Below are 18759 nucleotides of genomic sequence, written 5' to 3' on the forward strand. Positions count from 1 at the left end.
GACATGAATGAGCCAGCGCCGGGATTTGCGCGGCTGCTTACGGCGGTGGGCATCGCGTTCACCGCCATACTGTTTCGTCCGTCAGTGACGCTCGCCGAAACATCGGGGATGCAACTTGCCCAATCGGGATCCGCCCAGGTGCAGCCTGGGCAGCCCGCCGCACAGCAGGCGCCCGACGACACGACGCCGCTCGAAGCGGTGACCCTGGCGGCCGATGATGATTTCGTCGTGATCAATGTGGAGGTTGCGCGCACGCCGGAGCAGCGGGAAAAGGGTCTCATGAACCGTGACGAGTTGCCCGAGGCACGGGGCATGCTCTTTGTCTGGGACCAGCCCTTGCCGGTGACCATGTGGATGCGGAACACCAAGATTTCGCTCGACATGATCTTCATTCGGAGCGATGGCGTGATCCACAGGATCGCCGCCAATACGGTGCCATTCTCCGAGGATTTAATCTCCTCCCATGGGGATGTGCTCGCAGTGCTCGAAGTGCGTGGCGGGCTTAGCCGCAAGATCGGCTTGCGCCCGGGCCATCGCGTTCACCACGCGATTTTTGGTAACGGACGGTAGGCTGAACGAAGGTCCAAGGAGGGCAGTCCGAGGATCTTTTTGATCGCCTCCTCCCTGCGTCTACTCGCCTCAAGAGGCAGGCGCCGTTGTCGCCAGCGGTCCCGGCGTAATTTCGGCGGCTAGATCTGGTCCCTCTTGCACCTCCCGGCCATGCCCCAGCATGGCGCGAACCGCCTCGACGGCCGCGGTGACCGATGCCGAGATGACATCAGCCCCGATTTTATCGAGCATCTCGGTGGATCCTCCCGCATCCGGCGCGGCACCCCACATGCCGATGACAACCTTCAGGCCGGGTGACTTGCGGCGCAGCCGGCGGCAGATCTGGCGGGCAAACACGTGTGGACGCGCGGAGAGATAGGACAGGCAGACCGCTTCCACACCCTCAAGCTTCAGCTGCGTGAGCCCTTCCTGGTTGATTGCTGCAGGCGACAGGACCGCGGCACCAATTCCGAGCGCATTGAGCTGCTGGGCAACCATGGCTGCTGCCGCAGCATCAAGTTCCGTGCGACCGCCAATGCAGAGCACGCGAACGGGCTGATCAGGCAATTCGGCGAGAAGCTCGTCGTCCTCGTAGTCTTCGATTTCCTCCACAAGCTCGAGCATCCCCTGGGCGATCAGCCGACGATTGGCAAGATCTGCGGCCTGCTGCGGCCCGGTGCTCTGGGCAAGCCTAAGGGCGGGGATGGCCACATCATCATAGAAGGCGGCGAGCGAATGCTCATCGATATAGCGCTCCGCCACCTCGACCGCCTCATCCGTATTGCCCGACAACAGGCGCTGATAAAGCCGCTCCTCCGGTTCGAGCACCGGATCACTGCCCAAGAGCACCCCGAGGAACTGGAGCTGCGGCACATATCGGCCGATCACGATGAGGCAGACCGTCAGCGGCGTGGCGAGCACCAGCCCCACCGGCCCCCAAAGCGTCGTCCAAAAAATCGCTGCGAGCAGTACCGCGAGCGATGACAGCCCCGTGCTCGAGCCGTAAAGCCACGGCTCCATGACATTGTTGCTGATCAGCTCGACGACCAGGTAGAGGGCCAGTGTCCAGAACAGCATCGACCAGCCGGGGTCGACCGCGAAGGCCAGCGCCATGGGGAAGAGCGCGCCGAGAAACGGGCCGAGATAAGGAATGAACCGAAGCACGGCCGCGAGCAGCCCCCAGAGCACCGCATTGGGGACCCCGATGAAAAACAGGCCGATGCCGATCGGAATGCCGTAGGTCAGGTTGATGGTGAGCTGCATCAGCAGGTACCGGCTCACACGGCTTGCGGCCTCATTCAGGGCCTCCGTGCTGCCCTGCAGGTCGCCCTTGCCCACCAGCTTGATGAAGCGGTCGCGTAGGTCGTCCTGTTGCAGCAGGACAAAGACCAGGAACACGATCACGATGCCGCCGGTGATCAGCGGTTCGATCAGCGGCAGAGCCACCGTCTGCAAGAGTTCAAGGGGTGGTGTTTCGGTTGATTCGACGATGACCGGAACAGGTTTGGGCTCGGCAGATTGCGCCTCGGTCGGATCAGGCGCCGTGACGATATCATCCGTATCCGTGATCTCTCGCGTGATCTCGCGCAGAGTTGTGGAGAGCCTGCCTAGAATGCCGCGTTCGCCATCTCCAGGGCTGAAGGCGTTGATCTTGTCTTTGATATTGGTCTGATAGCGCGGAATGTTTTCCGCAAGCTGCACCAGTTGCGCGCCCACAACCAGAGAAACGGCGCCAATGACGAAACAGGCGAAAGTCACCGCGATCAGCACCGCGGGAAGGCGCGGCAACCTCAATCGCCGCAACCAGTTCACGACGGGCGCCAGCACGAAGGCCAGAAGAATGGCCAGCGCGAATGGGATGAAAATGTCCTGGCCGAAATAGAGGGTCACAACCCCCAGCATGACGGCGACCGCCGTCAGCAGCGGATTATCAGAAAGCGCGCCGGCCGAAGGATTAAATCGCGGCAACGGCGGTTCGGCCATTGGGTCTCCTGACGAATACGCGTCTCGCCAGAGCATTTTCGAGCGAAGTGGTACCGGTTCGCGAAGAAAATGCGATCAGGCAAAGACTCCAGAGCGGCTTCACTTTCCTAAGAGAAGCAAACCGCCCTAGGAATAAACCCCTGGAGCGGCGGATTGGATCCAGAGTCGAGAAGCATTGCCCTTGAGCCCACAATAACATGCGCCTGAGCTCCTGCCTCGCCCGAGACCGCAAGGGGAGGGCAGGTCAGGTCGTCAGTCGGTCAGGTAGTCGGCGCATTTCGGCACGTCCTGGCTCGTGCCCCACGGTACGATCGGGACGGTCGAGGTCGAGTTCTGCGGGCTGCCCTCGATCAGCTTGTCCGTATAGGCGAGATAGACAAGCGTATTCCGTTTGGCATCGCAGCCGCGCACGATCTGCATCTTCTTGAAGAAGAGCGAGCGCCGCTGGCGATACATGTCCGAGCCCTGTTCGAAATTGCCGCGGAAGCTGATGGGCCCGACCTGCCGGCAGGCGATTGACACATTGGACAGCTCTTCCGCAAGCCCCGCCCAGCCGATCCACCCGCCCTTTTCCGGAACGGTGAAATAGCAGGCGACCCCCTGAACCAGCGGATCATCCAGCACATAGGTCGCAAGCTTGGCGTCGGGCGAGAGAAGCTTCCACACCGTGGAGCGCTTGAAGATCAACTCCGGATCATCACTGGCCCTCGCGGGAGCTGCGATTGTTGTGGCGAGCACCAAAGCGGCACCGATGAGGGAAAGCCACGATCTCACAAGGGGTCTCCTCGAAAACATGTCCCCGCATAAGTAGGGCAGGGCGATCCCTGATCAATAGCATATGGGTCCTTAGCAAACGCCTCCAAGCCGCGCGAAGCCCGCCTTGAGATCGGCAATGAGATCCTCTGTCGCCTCAAGACCGATATGAAGGCGAAGGGCAGGGGCTGCTTGCCACGGAGTGGCTGTGCGATAGCCCGAGGGATCGAAAGGCACGATCAGGCTTTCATAGCCGCCCCAGCTATAGCCCATCCCGAACAGGCTCATGCCGTTCAGCATATTGGCGAGCGCCTGCTCGGAGACCGGCTTCAGGATCACCGAGAACAGCCCCGTCGCGCCCGTGAAATCGCGCGCCCAAAGACCATGGCCCGGGTCATCGGGCAAGGCTGGATAGAGCACCCGCTCGACCTCGGGGCGGTTCTGCAGCCAACGCGCGACTGTCAACCCGTTGGCCATATGCTGCTTCAGCCGTACATCCAGCGTTCGCAAGCCCCGCAGCACGAGGAATGCGTCATCCGGGCTCACGCAGGGGCCAAGCGCATGGTGCCCCGCCGCCATCTGGCGTGCCGCCGCTTTCGAGGCGATGATGGCACCCAGCATCACATCCGAATGCCCGCTGTAATATTTGGTGCCCGCCGTCACGACCACATCGACCCCATGGGCAAAGGCGTTGAAGAACCGGCCCGTCGCCCAGGTATTGTCAAGGACGACCAGGACGTTGCGGGCATGGGCCGCCTGTGCGATCGCCGGCAGGTCCTGAACCTCCATCGTCTGGGAGCCCGGCTGTTCCGTATAGACGAGCCGCGTATTGGGGCGGATCAGGCGGGCGATATCACCGCCGATGAGAGGGTCGTAATATTCGGTTTCAACCCCAAGCCGCTTGAGCACATGATCGCAGAAATAGCGCGCCGGCCGGTAGACCGAGTCGGTCATCAGCACATGGTCGCCCGCCGACACCAGCGAAAGCAGGGCCGTGGTGATGGCCGAAAGGCCGGAAGGGCAGAGCAGGGCGGTGTGCCCCCCTTCTAAGGTCGCAATGGCCTGCTCCAGCGCGCGATGGGTGGGCCCGCCGTCACGGCCATAAAGATAGGCCTGGTTTCTGTTGTGCAGGGCGTCAAGGTCGGAGAAGAGTATGGTTGAGCCACGATAGATCGCCGGGTTCACGAAGCCGTGTTCCGTATATTCTCCACCAGACTTTAACAGCTTCGTTTCTGGAGAACATCCCTGAAATCGGCCGTTTTTGTTCGACATCGCAATTTGTTCCGTCCGTTTGCCAGAGCTGTTGGCGGAATTTCTACGAAGGCTCTGGGAAATACTTCGAAGCTCGGGGTGGCTCGCCGGCAATTGGACAATCGATCCTCTTGACCCCGGATCTAAATTCAGTTCCGATTGCTTTGCAAGGAGGCTCGTGTCCTGCTCATCAGAAGCAGCCGGCCAGGGGAATTGGCCAGGGCAACTCGGTTCTTGGGGGAACGGTCCGTATCAGGGGCGCGGATCAAAGGCCATGTACCCGAATACAAAAGGGACAGATGATGAAGAGACCGCTGATATCAGTGATATTGGGTGCGACATTGGGGCTGAGTGTCGCGACCGCCGCGTCCGCGGCCACCCTCGATGATGTGAAGGCCAAGGGTTTCATTCAATGCGGCGTCAATCCCAGCCTGCCCGGCTTCGGCTTTCCCGACGACAAGGGCAACTGGTCCGGTCTCGATGTGGATTTCTGCCGGGCCGTGGCGGCGGCCGTCTTCGGTGATCCCAACAAAGTCAAATATTCACCGCTTTCGGCAAAGGAGCGCTTCACGGCTCTCCAATCGGGCGAGATCGATCTCCTGGCGCGCAACTCGACCTGGACGATGCAGCGCGACACCGCGTTGGGCCTGAGCTTTGTCGGCGTGAACTACTATGACGGCCAGGGCTTCATGGTCCGGAAATCCCTGAATGTCGACAGCGCACTCAAGCTCAACGGCGCTTCGGTCTGCACCCAGACCGGAACCACCACCGAGCTCAACCTCGCGGATTATTTCCGTGCCAACAACATGACCTACCAGGTGGTTGCCTTCGAGAATAACGACGAGGTGAACCAGGCCTATGATTCCGGTCGCTGCGACGTACTGACCACCGATCAGTCTGGCCTCTATTCCACCCGGCTGAAGCTTGCCAATCCGGACGAGCATGTGGTCCTGCCCGAGATCATCTCGAAGGAGCCATTGGGCCCCGTTGTCCGCCAGAACGATCCGCAATGGTTCAATATCGTGAAGTGGACCCTCTTTGCGCAGATCAACGCGGAGGAGTTGGGCGTCAATTCGCAGAATGTCGACGAGATGAAGGAGTCCACCAATCCGGAGATCCGTCGTCTGCTCGGCCTGGAAGGCGACTTCGGCACCAGCATCGGCCTGAGCAATGACTGGGCCTATAACATCGTCAAGCAGGTCGGCAATTACGGTGAGGTCTTTGACCGGAATATCGGGCCCGACACGCCGCTGAAGATTGCCCGTGGCCTCAACGCCCTCTGGAACAAGGGGGGCATTCAGTTCGCCCCGCCAATCCGCTGAACCCTATCCGGCAAGCAACGCGAGCGTCGGGCCTTAGACCTTCGCTCGCGGCACTGTGGTGACGATGGCCAGTTTGGACCGCAGCCAAACTGGGGTCGTCACGAGCGCGAGGCAGGCTGAAGTGATGCAGCGCCTCGCAGAGAGTGGCCGGCTTGAGCAGGGCTGGTCGCATGGGGCTGGGAAGATGATGGATGAGCGCTGCCTCTGAACGGCCAGGCCTCCGCAGCGGCCATTTCCGCTTGTGGCACAATCCGCAGGTGCGCGGCGTGCTCATTCAGGCGCTTCTGCTGGCCGTGGTCGCGTGGTTCGCTTGGGAGATCATCGACAACACCATCACCAATCTGCGCCAACGGCACATCGCCTCGGGCTATCGCTTCCTCGACAGCACCGCCGGCTTCGGCATCATTCAGACGCTCATTCCCTATTCCGAAGTCTCGAGCTACGGGCGGGCCTTCATCGTCGGCCTGCTCAACACCATTCTGGTTGCGGGGCTTTCGATTGTTTTGGCCACGGTGATCGGATTCATCGTCGGCATCATGCGCCTGTCCAGCAATTGGCTGATTGCCAAGATCGGGACGGCCTATGTGGAAATCATCCGCAACATCCCGCTACTTCTTCAGCTGTTCGTCTGGTATCGGGCGGTGCTCAAGGCCATGCCCGCACCGCGCCAGAGCATAGCGATCGCGGATGCGGCCTTTCTCAACAATCGCGGCCTCTATGTGCCCTATCCGATCTTCGGCCAGGGAATCACGTGGGTGATGGCAGCTTTTGCCGGCGGGATTCTCCTCTCCGTTCTCTATGGGACTCATGCCCGTCGGGTGCAGGAGCGGACGGGGCGGATGCCCCCCAGGCTTGCCGCTTCGCTCGGTCTCATCCTTGGTCTGCCCTTGGTTGCCGCCTTCATCACTGGCTTGGGCGTCTCCCTCGACTACCCCGTGCTGCAGGGCTTCAATTTCGTGGGCGGGCTGAACGTCATTCCGGAGTTCACGGCGCTTTTCCTTGGGCTCTCCATTTACACCGCGGCCTTCATCGCCGAGATCGTCCGCGCCGGCGTTCAGTCGGTGAGCAAGGGGCAGACGGAGGCGGCACATGCTCTCGGCCTCCATGAGAGCACCACATTGCGCCTGATCGTGTTGCCCCAGGCCCTGCGGGTCATTATTCCACCTCTCGCCAATCAATATTTGAACCTGACCAAGAACTCTTCCCTTGCGGTTGCCATCGGCTATCCCGATGTGGTCGCAACCGGCGGCACGATCCTCAACCAGACGGGTCAGGCAGTCGAGGTGATCTCCCTCTGGATGGCCGTCTATCTCTCCCTCAGCCTGCTGACCTCGGGCTTCATGAACTGGTTCAATGCGCGCATGGCCCTGAAGGGAGCGCCAAGCCTATGACCGGCGGACCCGTCGAGAAGCAGGCGGCAAGCTTCGTCCAGGCCGCGCCGATTGCTCCACGGCCTGCCCCTGTGACCGATCGCGGCATTCTCGGCTGGATCCATGCCAATCTGTTTTCGAGCTGGTTCAATGCCTTGCTCACCCTTATCGGCCTTTATCTCATTTACGAAATCGCCTCCCTGGTGATCGACTGGGCCATCCTGCGGGCCGTCTGGTCGGGCGATAATCGTGAAGCCTGCCTGAGCACTGATCCGAACCTGCCGGCCGGGGCGTGCTGGGCTTTTGTCCGCGCCAAGTTTCCCCAATGGATCTACGGCCTTTATCCCACGGATGAACGCTGGCGGGTCAATCTCGTCTTCATCCTGGGCGCTGTCGGCCTCGTGCCCATGATGATCCCGCGAATGCCGTTCAAGCGGGCCAATGCGATCTACCTGCTCGCGATCTTTCCCGTGATCACCTTGATCCTGCTTGGTGGCGGCAATTTCGATATCGATGCCACACGCTGGATCTGGCTGGCGACCATGCTCGGCCTTGCCCTGCTCGTGATCCTGCTCCTGAGCAAGGGGGCGGACATCATCGAATTTGCCCCGGCCTTCCGTGCCTGGATCATCGCCGCCATATGCCTCGTGCTGCTTTATTTCGTTCTGGGCGCCAATTTCGGCCTGACCCATGTAGAGACTTCGCTCTGGGGTGGGCTGACGGTCACGCTGGTGGTGGCCATTACCGGCATGGTGGCTTCCCTGCCGCTTGGCATCCTGCTTGCGCTTGGCCGGCGCTCGCACCTGCCCGTGGTCAGGCTGTTCTCGGTGATCTTCATCGAATTATGGCGCGGCGTGCCCCTGATCACTGTTCTCTTCATGGCAAGCGTGATGCTGCCGCTCTTCATGCCCGAGGGGGCATCGGTCGACAAGCTGCTCAGGGCGCTGATCGGCGTTGCGCTGTTCACCGCAGCCTATATGGCCGAGGTCATCCGTGGCGGCTTGCAGGCGATCCCGAAGGGTCAATATGAGGCCGCCGAAGCTTTGGGCCTTGGCTATTGGCGCAAGATGCAGCTCATCATCCTGCCCCAGGCCCTGCGCATCGTCATTCCCGGCATCGTGAACAGCTTCATCTCGCTCTTCAAGGACACGACGCTCGTGAGCATTATCGGCATATTCGACCTGCTTGGCATTTTGCATGCGGGCCTTGCCGATGCGAACTGGTCAACCCCGCAGACCGCCGCCACCGGCTATTTCGCAGTTGCATTGATTTTCTGGCTTTTCTGCTTTTCAATCAGCCGATACTCGATGTTCATCGAGCGCCGATTGGGCGCAGGCTCCAACCGCTGAGGATCTCATGGCCGATGTCGCTCCAGCACTTGCCGAAAGCTCAGGCCACGCCTCCGGCGCGGACGGCAAGCAGGATATCGCAGTCCAGATCTCGAAGATGAACAAGTGGTTCGGCGACTTTCACGTCCTGCGCGACATCGATCTCACCGTCTACAAGGGTGAGCGCATCGTGATCTGCGGGCCATCGGGCTCCGGCAAGTCGACCCTGATCCGCTGCATCAATCGCCTGGAGGCGCACCAGAGCGGCACGATCATCGTCGATGGCATTGAGCTGACCGATGATCTCAAGAAGGTGGACGAGATCCGCCGCGAGGTCGGCATGGTCTTCCAGCATTTCAACCTGTTCCCGCATCTCACCATCCTGGAAAATCTCACCCTGGCGCCCATCTGGGTCCGGAAGATGCCGAAGAAGGATGCCGAAGCGCTGGCGATGAAATATCTCGAGCGGGTCAAGATCCCCGAGCAGGCCCATAAATATCCAGGTCAGCTGTCGGGCGGTCAGCAGCAGCGCGTGGCGATCGCCCGGGCACTCTGCATGAATCCGCGCATCATGCTGTTCGACGAGCCGACCTCGGCCCTTGATCCGGAGATGATCAAGGAAGTGCTCGACGTGATGGTCGATCTCGCGCAATCCGGCATGACCATGCTCTGTGTGACCCACGAGATGGGCTTTGCGCGCCAGGTGGCGAACCGTGTCATCTTCATGGATGAAGGCCAGATCATCGAGCAGAACGAGCCGAAGGAGTTCTTCACCAACCCGCGCAGCGAGCGCACGAGGCTTTTCTTGAGCCAGATCCTGCATTAATCGGCTTCTATCGACGGGCGGCTTCAGGCGCATCAGCAGGTGACGGCGATTTTCTGGCGGCGGCGCAATCCCTATTATGTCGGACCTCAGACCACGGAATTTGACGGCCTGAGATTTCGCACGGCCGTGCAACCGCGCGACAAGTCGCTCGCGGACACCTATCGGCTGCTCTTTGAGGTGGAGCGCTCCCAATGGCCGGAGCACTATCCAAGCCCCTTCCGGGATGTGCCGCCTCAACGGGTCGAAGACCTGCGGGTAACCCTCATCGGGCACGCGTCCTTCCTCATTCAGATGGCAGGCACCAACATTCTGGTTGATCCGGTGTGGTCGCAACGCGCAAGCCCGTTTCGCCGGCTGGGGCCGAAGCGCGTGAACCCGCCGGGAATTGCCTGGGAGGATCTGCCGCCGATCGATCTCGTGCTGATCACCCACAATCACTACGACCACCTTGATCGGCATACGGTCATCGAGCTGCATCGCCGCTTCCGTCCCCGGATGATCGTGCCCTTGGGCAATGACACCATTATCCGCCGCTTTGCCCCGGAGATCGCACCGGAAGCCCACGGCTGGAACGACGAGGTCGCGATCAGTCCGAGGCTGAGAATTCATCTGAAGCCGTCCTATCACTGGTCCGCTCGCGGCCTTTTTGACAAGCGGATGGCGCAGTGGTGCGCCTATGTCTTCCAATCCGATATCGGCACCGTCTATCATATCGGGGATACCGCCTATGGCGACGGGGCCATTTTCCGCGATATTGCCCGTGACTTTGGGCCACCGCGCCTGGCCCTCATTCCCATCGGCGCCTATGAGCCACGCTGGTTCATGCGCGATGCACATGTTTCGCCGGAAGAGGCTGTGCAGATCTTCCTGGATTGCGAGGCCGAGCAGGCCGTCGGCCATCATTGGGGCACGTTCCAGCTTACGGCCGAGCCCATCGCCGAGCCAGCGGAGCGCTTGGCCGCTGCCATCGCCGCTGCCGGCCTTCCACCGGAACGGTTCCAGAGCTTCAGGCCGGGGCAGGTCTTGGCGCCCGCACCGGCGTGAGACGATCTGCTGATCCAGCAAGGCAGAGCAGCACGAGCGCTTCGCCGCGCAATTCGCGCCATTTCGCCACCCTTGGCGCAGGTCCGTGCGATGGCCATCTCCCCCTGCAGCGGATCTTATCGGAGATGATGATGGCAAGACGTATGCGCGGGCTTGCGGAGCTCGCGGCGCTCATCTGCGCGACAGCCATAGGCCTCAGCGGCGGCGGGCCTGCTGCGTCGGCCGAGCGCAACCCAATTTTCGAATATAACGGCAATCGCTATATCATACGCGCCCAGCAAAGCGGCGGCGCGCTTTACCTCAGGGCGTATCGAGCGGCAGGCTCCGCGGTCTGGGAGCCGTTCGGCACGGCGACATTGCCGGCGGGCAGCAGTCAGCAGCACCGCAAGAGCCTCAAGGCACAGAGCGGGCGGGGGAGTATTGTCGAGCGCATCTACTTCACGGGCAGGCCGCTTGGCTATTCGACCGTCGATCTCGACAATCCTCTGAACACCCAGCTCTATCGGGCGCCTGAGGGATCCTCCTGGGACTGAGGGGGCTCTCTTCGCCGAAAGCTGCTTCACCGCAGAGCGGGCGAGTCCAGAACTTGAATGGTAGGGCGCCGCAAATCGGTTACACTCGCCGAGCAGTTTGACGCCGCTCAGTAAGAGAGTGCTCATGATGACCCGCGTGATTCTATCGGTCGGCCTGCTTGTTTTGTTTGCGGCGAACGGCCATGCACAGGATGTGAAGAGCATGGTTAAAAAAGCCTGCGGGACCGATTATATGCGGTTCTGCGCCGCCGTGCCGCCGACTGGTGATGGCATGAAGGCGCTGCAATGTTTGATCGACCATCGCAAGGTCGTCTCGAGGAAATGCCAGGGCGCTCTGCTTGCGGCCAAAGAGTCGCAGGAGGGCGCGCGTGTTCAGCCGGGGGCAGCCCAAAAGCCGCGGAATAACTGGACGAGCCAGTAGCTCTGCGGCCAGCGCGGGTCGGATATGGGCATTCGTCTTCTTTGAAACCCTTCCAATCTGTCGCAACAAAGTTTACCTAGCGGTCAGGCTGGCGATGGTCTCCGGCGTGGGGCGGAGTGTCATGGCAGGCGGGCCTGAGGTGGGTAAACCGGCCGATGGGCGCAAGGCTAGGCGGCGGGGGGTTGCACCCCTGCAATCCCTGCGCTAGGACGGCGCGTAAACCCGCTTCTGGCGGCTGTTTTGGGAACCGACAGGTTTGTGCAGATGCTGGAACTGCTCTCTAACTATCTGCCGATTGTGATCTTCATGGGGCTCTGCCTGATCATCGGGCTTGCTCTGATGCTGTCGGCTTTCATCATTGCGATCCGGAAGCCAGATCCCGAAAAGGTCTCGCCCTATGAATGCGGCTTCGCGCCTTTCGACGATGCCCGCATGAAGTTCGACGTTCGGTTTTATCTCGTCGCCATTCTGTTCATCATCTTCGATCTGGAAGTGGCCTTTCTCTTCCCCTGGGCGATTACACTCGGCGAGATTGGTGTCGCCGGCTTCTGGTCGATGATGGTGTTTCTCGGTGTCCTGACCATCGGATTTATCTACGAATGGCGTAAAGGAGCCCTGGAATGGGATTGATCAGCACCCCCAACAGCAGCGCTGTGACCGCCGTCACGCGCCCTGCGCCGGCCGGTGGGCAGACGCCGGATCCGTTCTTCACCGAGATTTCCAATGAACTTGCCGATCGCGGCTTTTTGGTGACAGCCTCGCACGATCTCATCAATTGGGCACGCACCGGCTCGCTGCATTGGATGACCTTCGGGCTTGCCTGTTGCGCCGTCGAGATGATGCAGATGGCGATGCCGCGCTATGACTGTGAGCGATTCGGTTTTGCTCCACGCGCCACGCCGCGGCAGTCGGACGTGATCATCGTCGCAGGAACTCTGTGCAACAAGATGGCCCCGGCCTTCCGCAAGGTCTATGACCAGATGCCTGAGCCGCGTTACGTCATCTCCATGGGCTCCTGCGCCAATGGCGGCGGCTATTACCATTATTCCTATTCGGTGGTGCGCGGCTGCGACCGGATCGTGCCGGTAGACATCTACGTGCCGGGCTGCCCGCCCACGGCAGAGGCATTGCTCTATGGCGTGCTTCAGCTGCAGCGCAAAATCCGCCGCACGGGAACGATCGAGCGCTAGGACAGACCATGAGCGATGTGCCGGCACAGCTTGACGAGACCCTGACCGAGATCCGCGAGGTCATCGCGAATGGCATCGGCGGGCTCCTCACCGAGACAAGCACTGATTATGGCGAGCTGACCGTGAAGGCGGAGCCGGAACACATCCTTCGTGTGCTGCGGTTCCTGCGCGATGAGCCGCGGCTGCGCTTTGCGGTGCTGATCGACCTTTGTGGCGTCGACCATCCCGAGCGCGAGCGCCGTTTCGACGTAGTTTACCATCTGCTCAGTCCTTATCAGAATGCGCGCATCCGGGTGAAGACCGAGACGGATGAAGAAAAGCCGGTGCCCAGCGTTGTCGAACTTTTCCCTTGCGCCAATTGGTTCGAACGCGAGGCCTACGACCTCTACGGCATTCTGTTCACAGGCCATCCCGATCTTCGCCGCATCCTCACCGATTACGGTTTCCAGGGTCACCCGCTGCGCAAGGACTTTCCACTCACCGGCTATGTGGAGCTTCGCTATGACGAGGACCAGAAGCGCGTGGTCTATGAACCGGTGAAGCTGCAGCAGGAATTTCGCAACTTCGATTTCACCAGTCCCTGGGAAGGTGCGGAATACCTCCTGCCCGGAGATGAGAAGGCAAAGCAGCCGAGCTGATCATGGCAGAGCACGACATCCGCAACTTCACGATCAATTTCGGGCCGCAGCATCCTGCGGCTCACGGCGTGCTGCGCCTTGTGCTCGAACTCGACGGCGAGGTGGTCGAGCGGGTCGATCCGCATATCGGTCTCCTGCATCGTGGCACCGAGAAGCTGATCGAGTACAAGACCTATCTCCAGGCCGTGCCCTATTTCGACAGGCTCGATTATGTGGCGCCCATGAGCCAGGAGCATGCGTTCGCTCTGGCCACTGAGAAGCTGCTCGGGCTGGAGGTGCCGATTCGCGGCCAGCTCATTCGTGTTCTCTATGCCGAGATCAGCCGGCTTCTGTCCCATCTCCTCAATGTGACCACCCAGGCCATGGACGTGGGTGCTTTGACCCCGCCGCTTTGGGGCTTTGAGGAGCGCGAGAAGCTGATGCTCTTTTACGAGCGTGCGTCCGGCTCGCGCATGCATGCGGCCTATTTCAGACCGGGTGGCGTGCACCAGGACCTGCCGAACGCACTGCTCGATGACATTTGGGCCTTCTGCGAGAACCACCCGAAGGTCCTCGATGATATCGAGGGGCTGCTGACGGAAAACCGCATTTTCAAGCAGCGCAACGTCGATATCGGCGTGATCAGCCTTGAGGATTGCTTTGCCTGGGGCTTCTCCGGCGTGATGGTCCGTGGTTCCGGCGCGGCCTGGGATTTGCGCAAATCGCAACCCTATGAATGTTACGGCGATTTTGATTTCGACATTCCCATCGGCAAGAACGGCGACTGCTATGATCGTTACCTCATCCGCATGCAGGAGATGCGGGAATCCGTAAAGATCATGAAGCAATGCCTGGAGAAGCTGCGCTCATCCCAAGGGCAGGGGCCGGTTTCCTCCGAGAATCGCAAGGTGGTTCCACCCAAGCGCGGCCAGATGAAGCGCTCGATGGAAGCGCTCATCCACCATTTCAAGCTTTACACCGAAGGCTATCACGTGCCGGAAGGGGAGGTTTATGCCGCCGTTGAAGCGCCGAAAGGCGAGTTCGGCGTCTATCTCGTCTCCGACGGCACCAACAAGCCTTATCGCTGCAAGATCCGCGCGCCCGGTTTCGCGCATTTGCAGGGTATGGACTATATGAGCCGCGGCCATCTTTTGGCGGATGTTTCGGCCATCCTCGGGTCGCTCGATATTGTTTTCGGTGAGGTTGACCGGTGAGCGGCGCAACTCAGAACAGTGGAGGTCGTTGACCGATGTCGGTGAGACGACTTGATCCCATTCAGCCCGAGGCCTTTGAGTTCTCGCCAGAGAACCTGAGTTGGGCCAAGCAGATCATCGCGAAATATCCGGAAGGCCGGCAGGCCTCCGCCGTGATCTCGTTGCTCTGGCGTGCTCAGGAACAGTCTGGCGGTTGGCTGCCGGAGCCGGCGATCCGTTACGTCGCCGACCTCCTGTCCATGGCCTATATCCGTGTGCTCGAGGTCGCGACCTTCTACACCATGTTCAACCTGTCCCCCGTCGGCAGGTACTATGTCCAGCTCTGCGGCACGACGCCCTGCTGGCTGCGCGGTGCCGACGACCTTAAGGCGGTCTGTCGCAAAGAGATCGGCGAGCCCGGCCATGTCACCGCCGATGGGCTGTTCTCCTGGCAGGAGGTGGAGTGCCTCGGCGCCTGCACCAACGCACCCATGGTGCAGATCAATGCCGATTTCTACGAGGACTTGGACGCTGAAAGCCTGACCAAGGTTTTGGATGAGTTGCGGGGAGGCAAAATGCCCAAGCCCGGACCACAGAACGGCCGCATCAACTCGGCGCCCCTGGGCGGCCCCAACACCCTCCAGGATCCCAATCTCTACAATGGGAACTACCGCAAGGTCTGGGCGGGCGAGAGCCTTGGCAACGGTGATGATCAGGCACCGATCAAGAAGGCCAAGCCCGCATCCGTACAAACCGGGGAGCGCAAGCCTAAGGGCGCACCGCGCGGAACCGACGCCTCCAAGGCGGATGAGGAGCGTCGCGAGGTTGGCAATGTTCCGGCTGGCGCCTCGACCCCGCCGGGCGCGGCGCCCCAGGCCGGATCTGCGCCTGGCAGCGACAGCAAGCAATGAGGATCGGCGCACATGCTCGCTGACAAGGACCGCATCTTCACCAATCTCTATGGGATCCACAGCCCGGATCTCAAGGCTGCCATGCTGCGCGGTGCCTGGGACGGCACCAAGGGCTTCCTGGAGCAGGGGCAGGATTGGATCATCGAGCAGATGAAAGCCTCGGGTCTGCGCGGGCGCGGCGGTGCGGGCTTTCCCACGGGCCTTAAATGGTCCTTCATGCCCAAGCAGGTGGGCGACCGGCCGCATTATCTCGTGATCAACGCGGATGAATCCGAGCCCGGCACCTGTAAGGATCGCGAGATCCTGCGTCATGATCCACATCTTCTGGTCGAGGGGGCCCTGATCGCCTCCTTCGCCATGCGCGCGCATGTGGCTTATGTCTATATCCGCGGCGAGTTCATCCGCGAGCGCGAGGCTCTGCAGCGGGCGGTGGACGAGGCCTATGCCGCGCGGCTCATCGGCAAGAACAACATCCACGGCTGGGACTTCGACCTCTATGTCCATCATGGGGCAGGGGCCTATATCTGCGGTGAAGAGACCGCCATGCTCGAAAGCCTGGAAGGCAAGAAGGGCATGCCGCGGCTGAAGCCGCCTTTCCCGGCCAATGTCGGCCTCTATGGCGCGCCCACCACGGTCAACAACGTCGAATCGATCGCCGTGTCCGGCACCATCCTGCGCCGGGGCGCCGCCTGGTTTGCCGGGCTTGGACGGCCCAATAACACCGGCACCAAGCTCTTTTGCATCTCCGGGCATGTGAATACCCCCTGCAATGTCGAGGAAGAGATGGGCATCCCCTTCCGGGAGCTCATCGAGAAACATGCAGGCGGCGTTCGTGGCGGTTGGAACAATCTTCTGGCGGTGATCCCGGGCGGCTCATCGGTGCCTTGCATCCCGGCCGAGCAATGCGAAGACCTGCCCATGGATTTCGACAGCCTGCGCGCTCTGAAATCGGGCCTGGGCACGGCAGCCGTGATCGTTATGGATAAGTCCACCGACATCGTGCGTGCGATTGCCAGGATCGCCTATTTCTACAAGCACGAGTCCTGCGGCCAATGCACGCCTTGCCGCGAAGGCACCGGTTGGATGTGGAGAGTGCTCGAGCGCATGGCCCGCGGCCAGGCTCACAAGCGCGAGATCGATCAGCTGCTGGACGTGAGCTATCAGATCGAGGGACACACCATCTGCGCCCTGGGCGATGCGGCGGCCTGGCCGGTTCAGGGCCTCATCCGCCATTTCCGTCCCGAGATCGAGCGGCGCATCGATGCCTATACCGCCAACCCGACCAGCGAACCAGCGCTGGTGGCGGCGGAATAGGGGAAGGCCGTGGCTGACACAAAATCGCGGTTTGGCCGCTAGGAACAGATTATGCCGAAGCTGATCATCGATTCACGAGAGGTCGAAGTCGAAAACGGGCTGACCGTGCTGCAGGCCTGCGAGCTGGCCGGCGTCGAGATCCCGCGCTTCTGCTATCACGATCGGCTGACCATCGCCGGCAACTGCCGCATGTGTCTGGTCGAGGTGAAGGGCATGCCGAAGCCGCAGGCCTCCTGCGCCCTGTCGGTGAATGATCTGCGCCCCGGCCCCAATGGCGAGCCGCCGGAGGTGATCACCCGCTCCAAGACCGTGAAGAAGGCGCGGGAAGGGGTGATGGAGTTTCTGCTCATCAATCACCCGCTGGATTGCCCGATCTGCGACCAGGGTGGCGAATGCGACCTGCAGGACCAGGCCATGGCCTATGGGGTCGATGCCAGCCGCTATGCCGAGAACAAGCGCGCGGTCGAGGACAAATATATCGGCCCGCTGGTCAAGACCTCCATGAACCGGTGCATCCACTGCACGCGCTGCGTCCGCTTCAGCGCCGAAGTGGCGGGTGTGCCGGACCTTGGCGCGATTGGTCGGGGCGAGGATATGGAGATCACCACCTATCTCGAGCACGCCATGGGCTCGGAGCTTCAGGGCAATGTGATCGACCTATGCCCCGTGGGCGCGCTCACCTCGAAGCCTTACGCATTCCAGGCGAGGCCTTGGGAGCTGCGCAAGACCGAGACAATCGACGCCATGGATGCGGTCGGCTCCAATATCCGTGTCGATTGCCGTGGCCGCGAGGTCATGCGCATCCTGCCGCGCCTCAATGAGGACATCAACGAGGAGTGGATCTCCGACAAGACCCGCTTCGTCTGGGACGGATTGCGCACCCAGCGCCTCGACCGGCCCTATATCCGGGAGAATGGCCGCCTGCGGCCGGCAAACTGGTCGCAGGCCTTCAATCTGATTGCCGAGCGGATCGGGGCGGCCTCGCCGGACCGTATCGCGGCCATTGCCGGCGATCTCCAGGCGGTTGAGGAGCTCTATGCCCTCAAAGACCTGATGACCCGGCTCGGCGTGGCAAGCGTCGATTGTCGCCAGGACGGCTCAGCGCTTGGGGAGGCCGGCGGTCGTGCCGCCTATCTCTTCAATGCGACCATTGCTGGTATTGATGAGGCTGATGCGATCCTTCTGATCGGCACCAATCCGCGCAAGGAGGCCGCCATTCTCAATGCGCGCATCCGCAAGGCCTGGCGTCAGCGCAAGGCGCAAATCGGATTGATCGGCGAGCGGGCCGACCTCGCCTATGACTATGCCTATCTCGGGGCGGGCCCCGAGAGCCTTGATGCAATCATGCAAGGCGAGCACGGCTTCCTGGATGTGCTTCGGAGCGCCAAGCGTCCTCTGATCATCCTCGGCGCTGCGGCAACAGCGCGGCCCGATGGCAAGGCCATTCTTGGCCGTGTCGCCAAGCTCGCCCTCGATCTGGGTGCGGTGAAGGACGATTGGAACGGCTTCTGCGTGCTCCATGATGCGGCGGCACGGGTCGGCGGCCTCGATATTGGCTGCGTCCCCGGTGAGGGCGGAAGAGCAACTCCCGCCATCCTCAAGGCCGCGGAAGCCGGTGAGCTCGACGTGCTCTTCCTGCTCGGGGCCGATGAGATCGACACGAGCAAGCTGGGCAACACCTTCGTGATCTACCAGGGCAGCCATGGTGATCGGGGTGCTCATCGGGCCGACGTGATCCTGCCCGGCGCCACCTATACCGAGAAGTCCGGCATTTATGTCAACACCGAGGGCCGGCCTCAGGTCGCGGGCCGAGCGTCCTTCCCGCCAGGAGATGCCCGCGAGGACTGGGCAATCCTGCGTGCCCTGTCCGACGTGCTCGGCAAGACGCTCGACTATAACAATCTCGACGAGCTGCGCGCCCGGATCTACGAGGCCGCCCCGCATCTTGCCGAGACGGATATGATCGTGGCAGCCGATCCGGCAGGGCTGCAGGCTCTTGGCCAAGCGGCGGCAGGTTCGATCGACAAGGCACCCTTCGCCAGCCGTATCCGCGATTTCTACCTCAGCAATCCGATTGCGCGGGCATCGAAGATCATGGCGGAGTGCAGCGCATTGAGACAGGGGGCCGAACGGCTCGTGGCGGCGGAATAGGAC

General features: G+C 61.4%; 18 protein-coding genes. 15 read left to right on the forward strand and 3 right to left on the reverse strand.

The window, feature by feature from the left end:
* The first annotated feature begins 3 nt into the window (after nt 1–3).
* Nucleotides 4–570 carry a DUF192 domain-containing protein gene (locus RCF49_RS00905; protein ID WP_342642171.1) on the forward strand — a complete coding sequence of 189 codons (567 nt, stop codon included), beginning with the start codon at nt 4–6 and terminating at the stop codon, nt 568–570.
* Nucleotides 571–639: 69 nt separating this feature from the next.
* On the opposite strand, the gene RCF49_RS00910 is transcribed toward RCF49_RS00905, so the two are convergent.
* The 3 genes from RCF49_RS00910 to metC form a co-directional block, all read right to left on the reverse strand.
* The gene (locus tag RCF49_RS00910; RefSeq protein WP_342642172.1) at nt 640–2532 is read right to left on the reverse strand and encodes an AI-2E family transporter; all 1893 of its coding nucleotides are present in this window, start codon (nt 2530–2532) and stop codon (nt 640–642) included.
* Between the two features lie 252 nt (nt 2533–2784).
* Nucleotides 2785–3327: a CreA family protein gene (locus RCF49_RS00915; RefSeq protein WP_342642173.1), complete on the reverse strand. Its 543-nt coding sequence runs from the start codon at nt 3325–3327 to the stop codon at nt 2785–2787.
* A 51-nt stretch (nt 3328–3378) separates the two neighbouring features.
* Entirely contained in the window at nt 3379–4557 is a 1179-nt protein-coding gene (metC, locus tag RCF49_RS00920; protein WP_342642174.1) for a cystathionine beta-lyase, read from the reverse strand.
* A gap of 281 nt (nt 4558–4838) precedes the next feature.
* Here metC and RCF49_RS00925 point away from each other — a divergent pair, with 281 nt between their 5' ends.
* The 14 genes from RCF49_RS00925 to nuoG all read left to right on the forward strand — a co-directional run bounded on the left by RCF49_RS00925 (nt 4839) and on the right by nuoG (nt 18756).
* Nucleotides 4839–5858: an amino acid ABC transporter substrate-binding protein gene (locus RCF49_RS00925; RefSeq protein WP_342644272.1), complete on the forward strand. Its 1020-nt coding sequence runs from the start codon at nt 4839–4841 to the stop codon at nt 5856–5858.
* Between the two features lie 191 nt (nt 5859–6049).
* Entirely contained in the window at nt 6050–7249 is a 1200-nt protein-coding gene (locus RCF49_RS00930; protein ID WP_342642175.1) for an amino acid ABC transporter permease, read from the forward strand.
* The gene (locus RCF49_RS00935; RefSeq protein ID WP_342642176.1) at nt 7246–8577 is read left to right on the forward strand and encodes an amino acid ABC transporter permease; all 1332 of its coding nucleotides are present in this window, start codon (nt 7246–7248) and stop codon (nt 8575–8577) included. Before RCF49_RS00930 ends, RCF49_RS00935 begins: the two co-directional genes overlap by 4 nt.
* A 97-nt stretch (nt 8578–8674) precedes the next feature.
* Nucleotides 8675–9382 (forward strand): amino acid ABC transporter ATP-binding protein, encoded by a 708-nt coding sequence (locus RCF49_RS00940; protein ID WP_342644273.1) that lies wholly within the window; start codon nt 8675–8677, stop codon nt 9380–9382.
* 39 nt (nt 9383–9421) lie between these two features.
* A complete protein-coding gene (locus RCF49_RS00945) occupies nt 9422–10426 on the forward strand; it encodes an MBL fold metallo-hydrolase (protein WP_342642177.1) in 1005 nt (334 codons plus the stop codon).
* A gap of 125 nt (nt 10427–10551) precedes the next feature.
* Nucleotides 10552–10959, forward strand: coding sequence for a hypothetical protein (locus tag RCF49_RS00950; protein WP_342642178.1), 408 nt, complete (start codon nt 10552–10554; stop codon nt 10957–10959).
* Nucleotides 10960–11083: 124 nt separating this feature from the next.
* Complete coding sequence (locus RCF49_RS00955) at nt 11084–11380, forward strand: hypothetical protein (RefSeq protein ID WP_342642179.1); 297 nt, start codon at nt 11084–11086, stop codon at nt 11378–11380.
* 264 nt (nt 11381–11644) lie between these two features.
* The gene (locus tag RCF49_RS00960) at nt 11645–12010 is read left to right on the forward strand and encodes an NADH-quinone oxidoreductase subunit A (protein ID WP_342642180.1); all 366 of its coding nucleotides are present in this window, start codon (nt 11645–11647) and stop codon (nt 12008–12010) included.
* Nucleotides 12007–12570: a NuoB/complex I 20 kDa subunit family protein gene (locus RCF49_RS00965; RefSeq protein ID WP_342644274.1), complete on the forward strand. Its 564-nt coding sequence runs from the start codon at nt 12007–12009 to the stop codon at nt 12568–12570. The genes RCF49_RS00960 and RCF49_RS00965 overlap by 4 nt, the downstream gene beginning before the upstream one ends.
* An 8-nt stretch (nt 12571–12578) precedes the next feature.
* Nucleotides 12579–13208: an NADH-quinone oxidoreductase subunit C gene (locus RCF49_RS00970; protein WP_342642181.1), complete on the forward strand. Its 630-nt coding sequence runs from the start codon at nt 12579–12581 to the stop codon at nt 13206–13208.
* 2 nt (nt 13209–13210) lie between these two features.
* The gene (locus tag RCF49_RS00975) at nt 13211–14401 is read left to right on the forward strand and encodes an NADH-quinone oxidoreductase subunit D (protein WP_342642182.1); all 1191 of its coding nucleotides are present in this window, start codon (nt 13211–13213) and stop codon (nt 14399–14401) included.
* 35 nt (nt 14402–14436) lie between these two features.
* Complete coding sequence (nuoE, locus tag RCF49_RS00980; RefSeq protein ID WP_342642183.1) at nt 14437–15291, forward strand: NADH-quinone oxidoreductase subunit NuoE; 855 nt, start codon at nt 14437–14439, stop codon at nt 15289–15291.
* 12 nt (nt 15292–15303) lie between these two features.
* On the forward strand, nt 15304–16605 hold the full coding sequence (gene nuoF, locus RCF49_RS00985; RefSeq protein ID WP_342642184.1) for an NADH-quinone oxidoreductase subunit NuoF: 1302 nt from the start codon (nt 15304–15306) through the stop codon (nt 16603–16605).
* A gap of 51 nt (nt 16606–16656) precedes the next feature.
* Nucleotides 16657–18756, forward strand: coding sequence for an NADH-quinone oxidoreductase subunit NuoG (nuoG, locus tag RCF49_RS00990; protein ID WP_342642185.1), 2100 nt, complete (start codon nt 16657–16659; stop codon nt 18754–18756).
* Nucleotides 18757–18759: the final 3 nt, after the last annotated feature.

Origin of the sequence: Rhodoligotrophos sp. CJ14 (genome assembly GCF_038811545.1) — a bacterium.
Classification (GTDB): domain Bacteria; phylum Pseudomonadota; class Alphaproteobacteria; order Rhizobiales; family Im1; genus Rhodoligotrophos; species Rhodoligotrophos ferricapiens.

Excerpts from the sequence above, each read along its gene's own strand:
- RCF49_RS00905 (WP_342642171.1), top strand. The coding sequence starts at position 4 with ATGAATGAGCCAGCGCCGGGATTTGCGCGGCTGCTTACGGCGGTGGGC.
- RCF49_RS00910 (WP_342642172.1), bottom strand. The coding sequence starts at position 2,532 with ATGGCCGAACCGCCGTTGCCGCGATTTAATCCTTCGGCCGGCGCGCTT.
- RCF49_RS00915 (WP_342642173.1), bottom strand. The coding sequence starts at position 3,327 with ATGTTTTCGAGGAGACCCCTTGTGAGATCGTGGCTTTCCCTCATCGGT.
- metC (WP_342642174.1), bottom strand. The coding sequence starts at position 4,557 with ATGTCGAACAAAAACGGCCGATTTCAGGGATGTTCTCCAGAAACGAAG.
- RCF49_RS00925 (WP_342644272.1), top strand. The coding sequence starts at position 4,839 with ATGAAGAGACCGCTGATATCAGTGATATTGGGTGCGACATTGGGGCTG.
- RCF49_RS00930 (WP_342642175.1), top strand. The coding sequence starts at position 6,050 with ATGAGCGCTGCCTCTGAACGGCCAGGCCTCCGCAGCGGCCATTTCCGC.
- RCF49_RS00935 (WP_342642176.1), top strand. The coding sequence starts at position 7,246 with ATGACCGGCGGACCCGTCGAGAAGCAGGCGGCAAGCTTCGTCCAGGCC.
- RCF49_RS00940 (WP_342644273.1), top strand. The coding sequence starts at position 8,675 with ATGAACAAGTGGTTCGGCGACTTTCACGTCCTGCGCGACATCGATCTC.
- RCF49_RS00950 (WP_342642178.1), top strand. The coding sequence starts at position 10,552 with ATGATGATGGCAAGACGTATGCGCGGGCTTGCGGAGCTCGCGGCGCTC.
- RCF49_RS00955 (WP_342642179.1), top strand. The coding sequence starts at position 11,084 with ATGATGACCCGCGTGATTCTATCGGTCGGCCTGCTTGTTTTGTTTGCG.
- RCF49_RS00960 (WP_342642180.1), top strand. The coding sequence starts at position 11,645 with ATGCTGGAACTGCTCTCTAACTATCTGCCGATTGTGATCTTCATGGGG.
- RCF49_RS00970 (WP_342642181.1), top strand. The coding sequence starts at position 12,579 with ATGAGCGATGTGCCGGCACAGCTTGACGAGACCCTGACCGAGATCCGC.
- RCF49_RS00975 (WP_342642182.1), top strand. The coding sequence starts at position 13,211 with ATGGCAGAGCACGACATCCGCAACTTCACGATCAATTTCGGGCCGCAG.
- nuoE (WP_342642183.1), top strand. The coding sequence starts at position 14,437 with ATGTCGGTGAGACGACTTGATCCCATTCAGCCCGAGGCCTTTGAGTTC.
- nuoF (WP_342642184.1), top strand. The coding sequence starts at position 15,304 with ATGCTCGCTGACAAGGACCGCATCTTCACCAATCTCTATGGGATCCAC.
- nuoG (WP_342642185.1), top strand. The coding sequence starts at position 16,657 with ATGCCGAAGCTGATCATCGATTCACGAGAGGTCGAAGTCGAAAACGGG.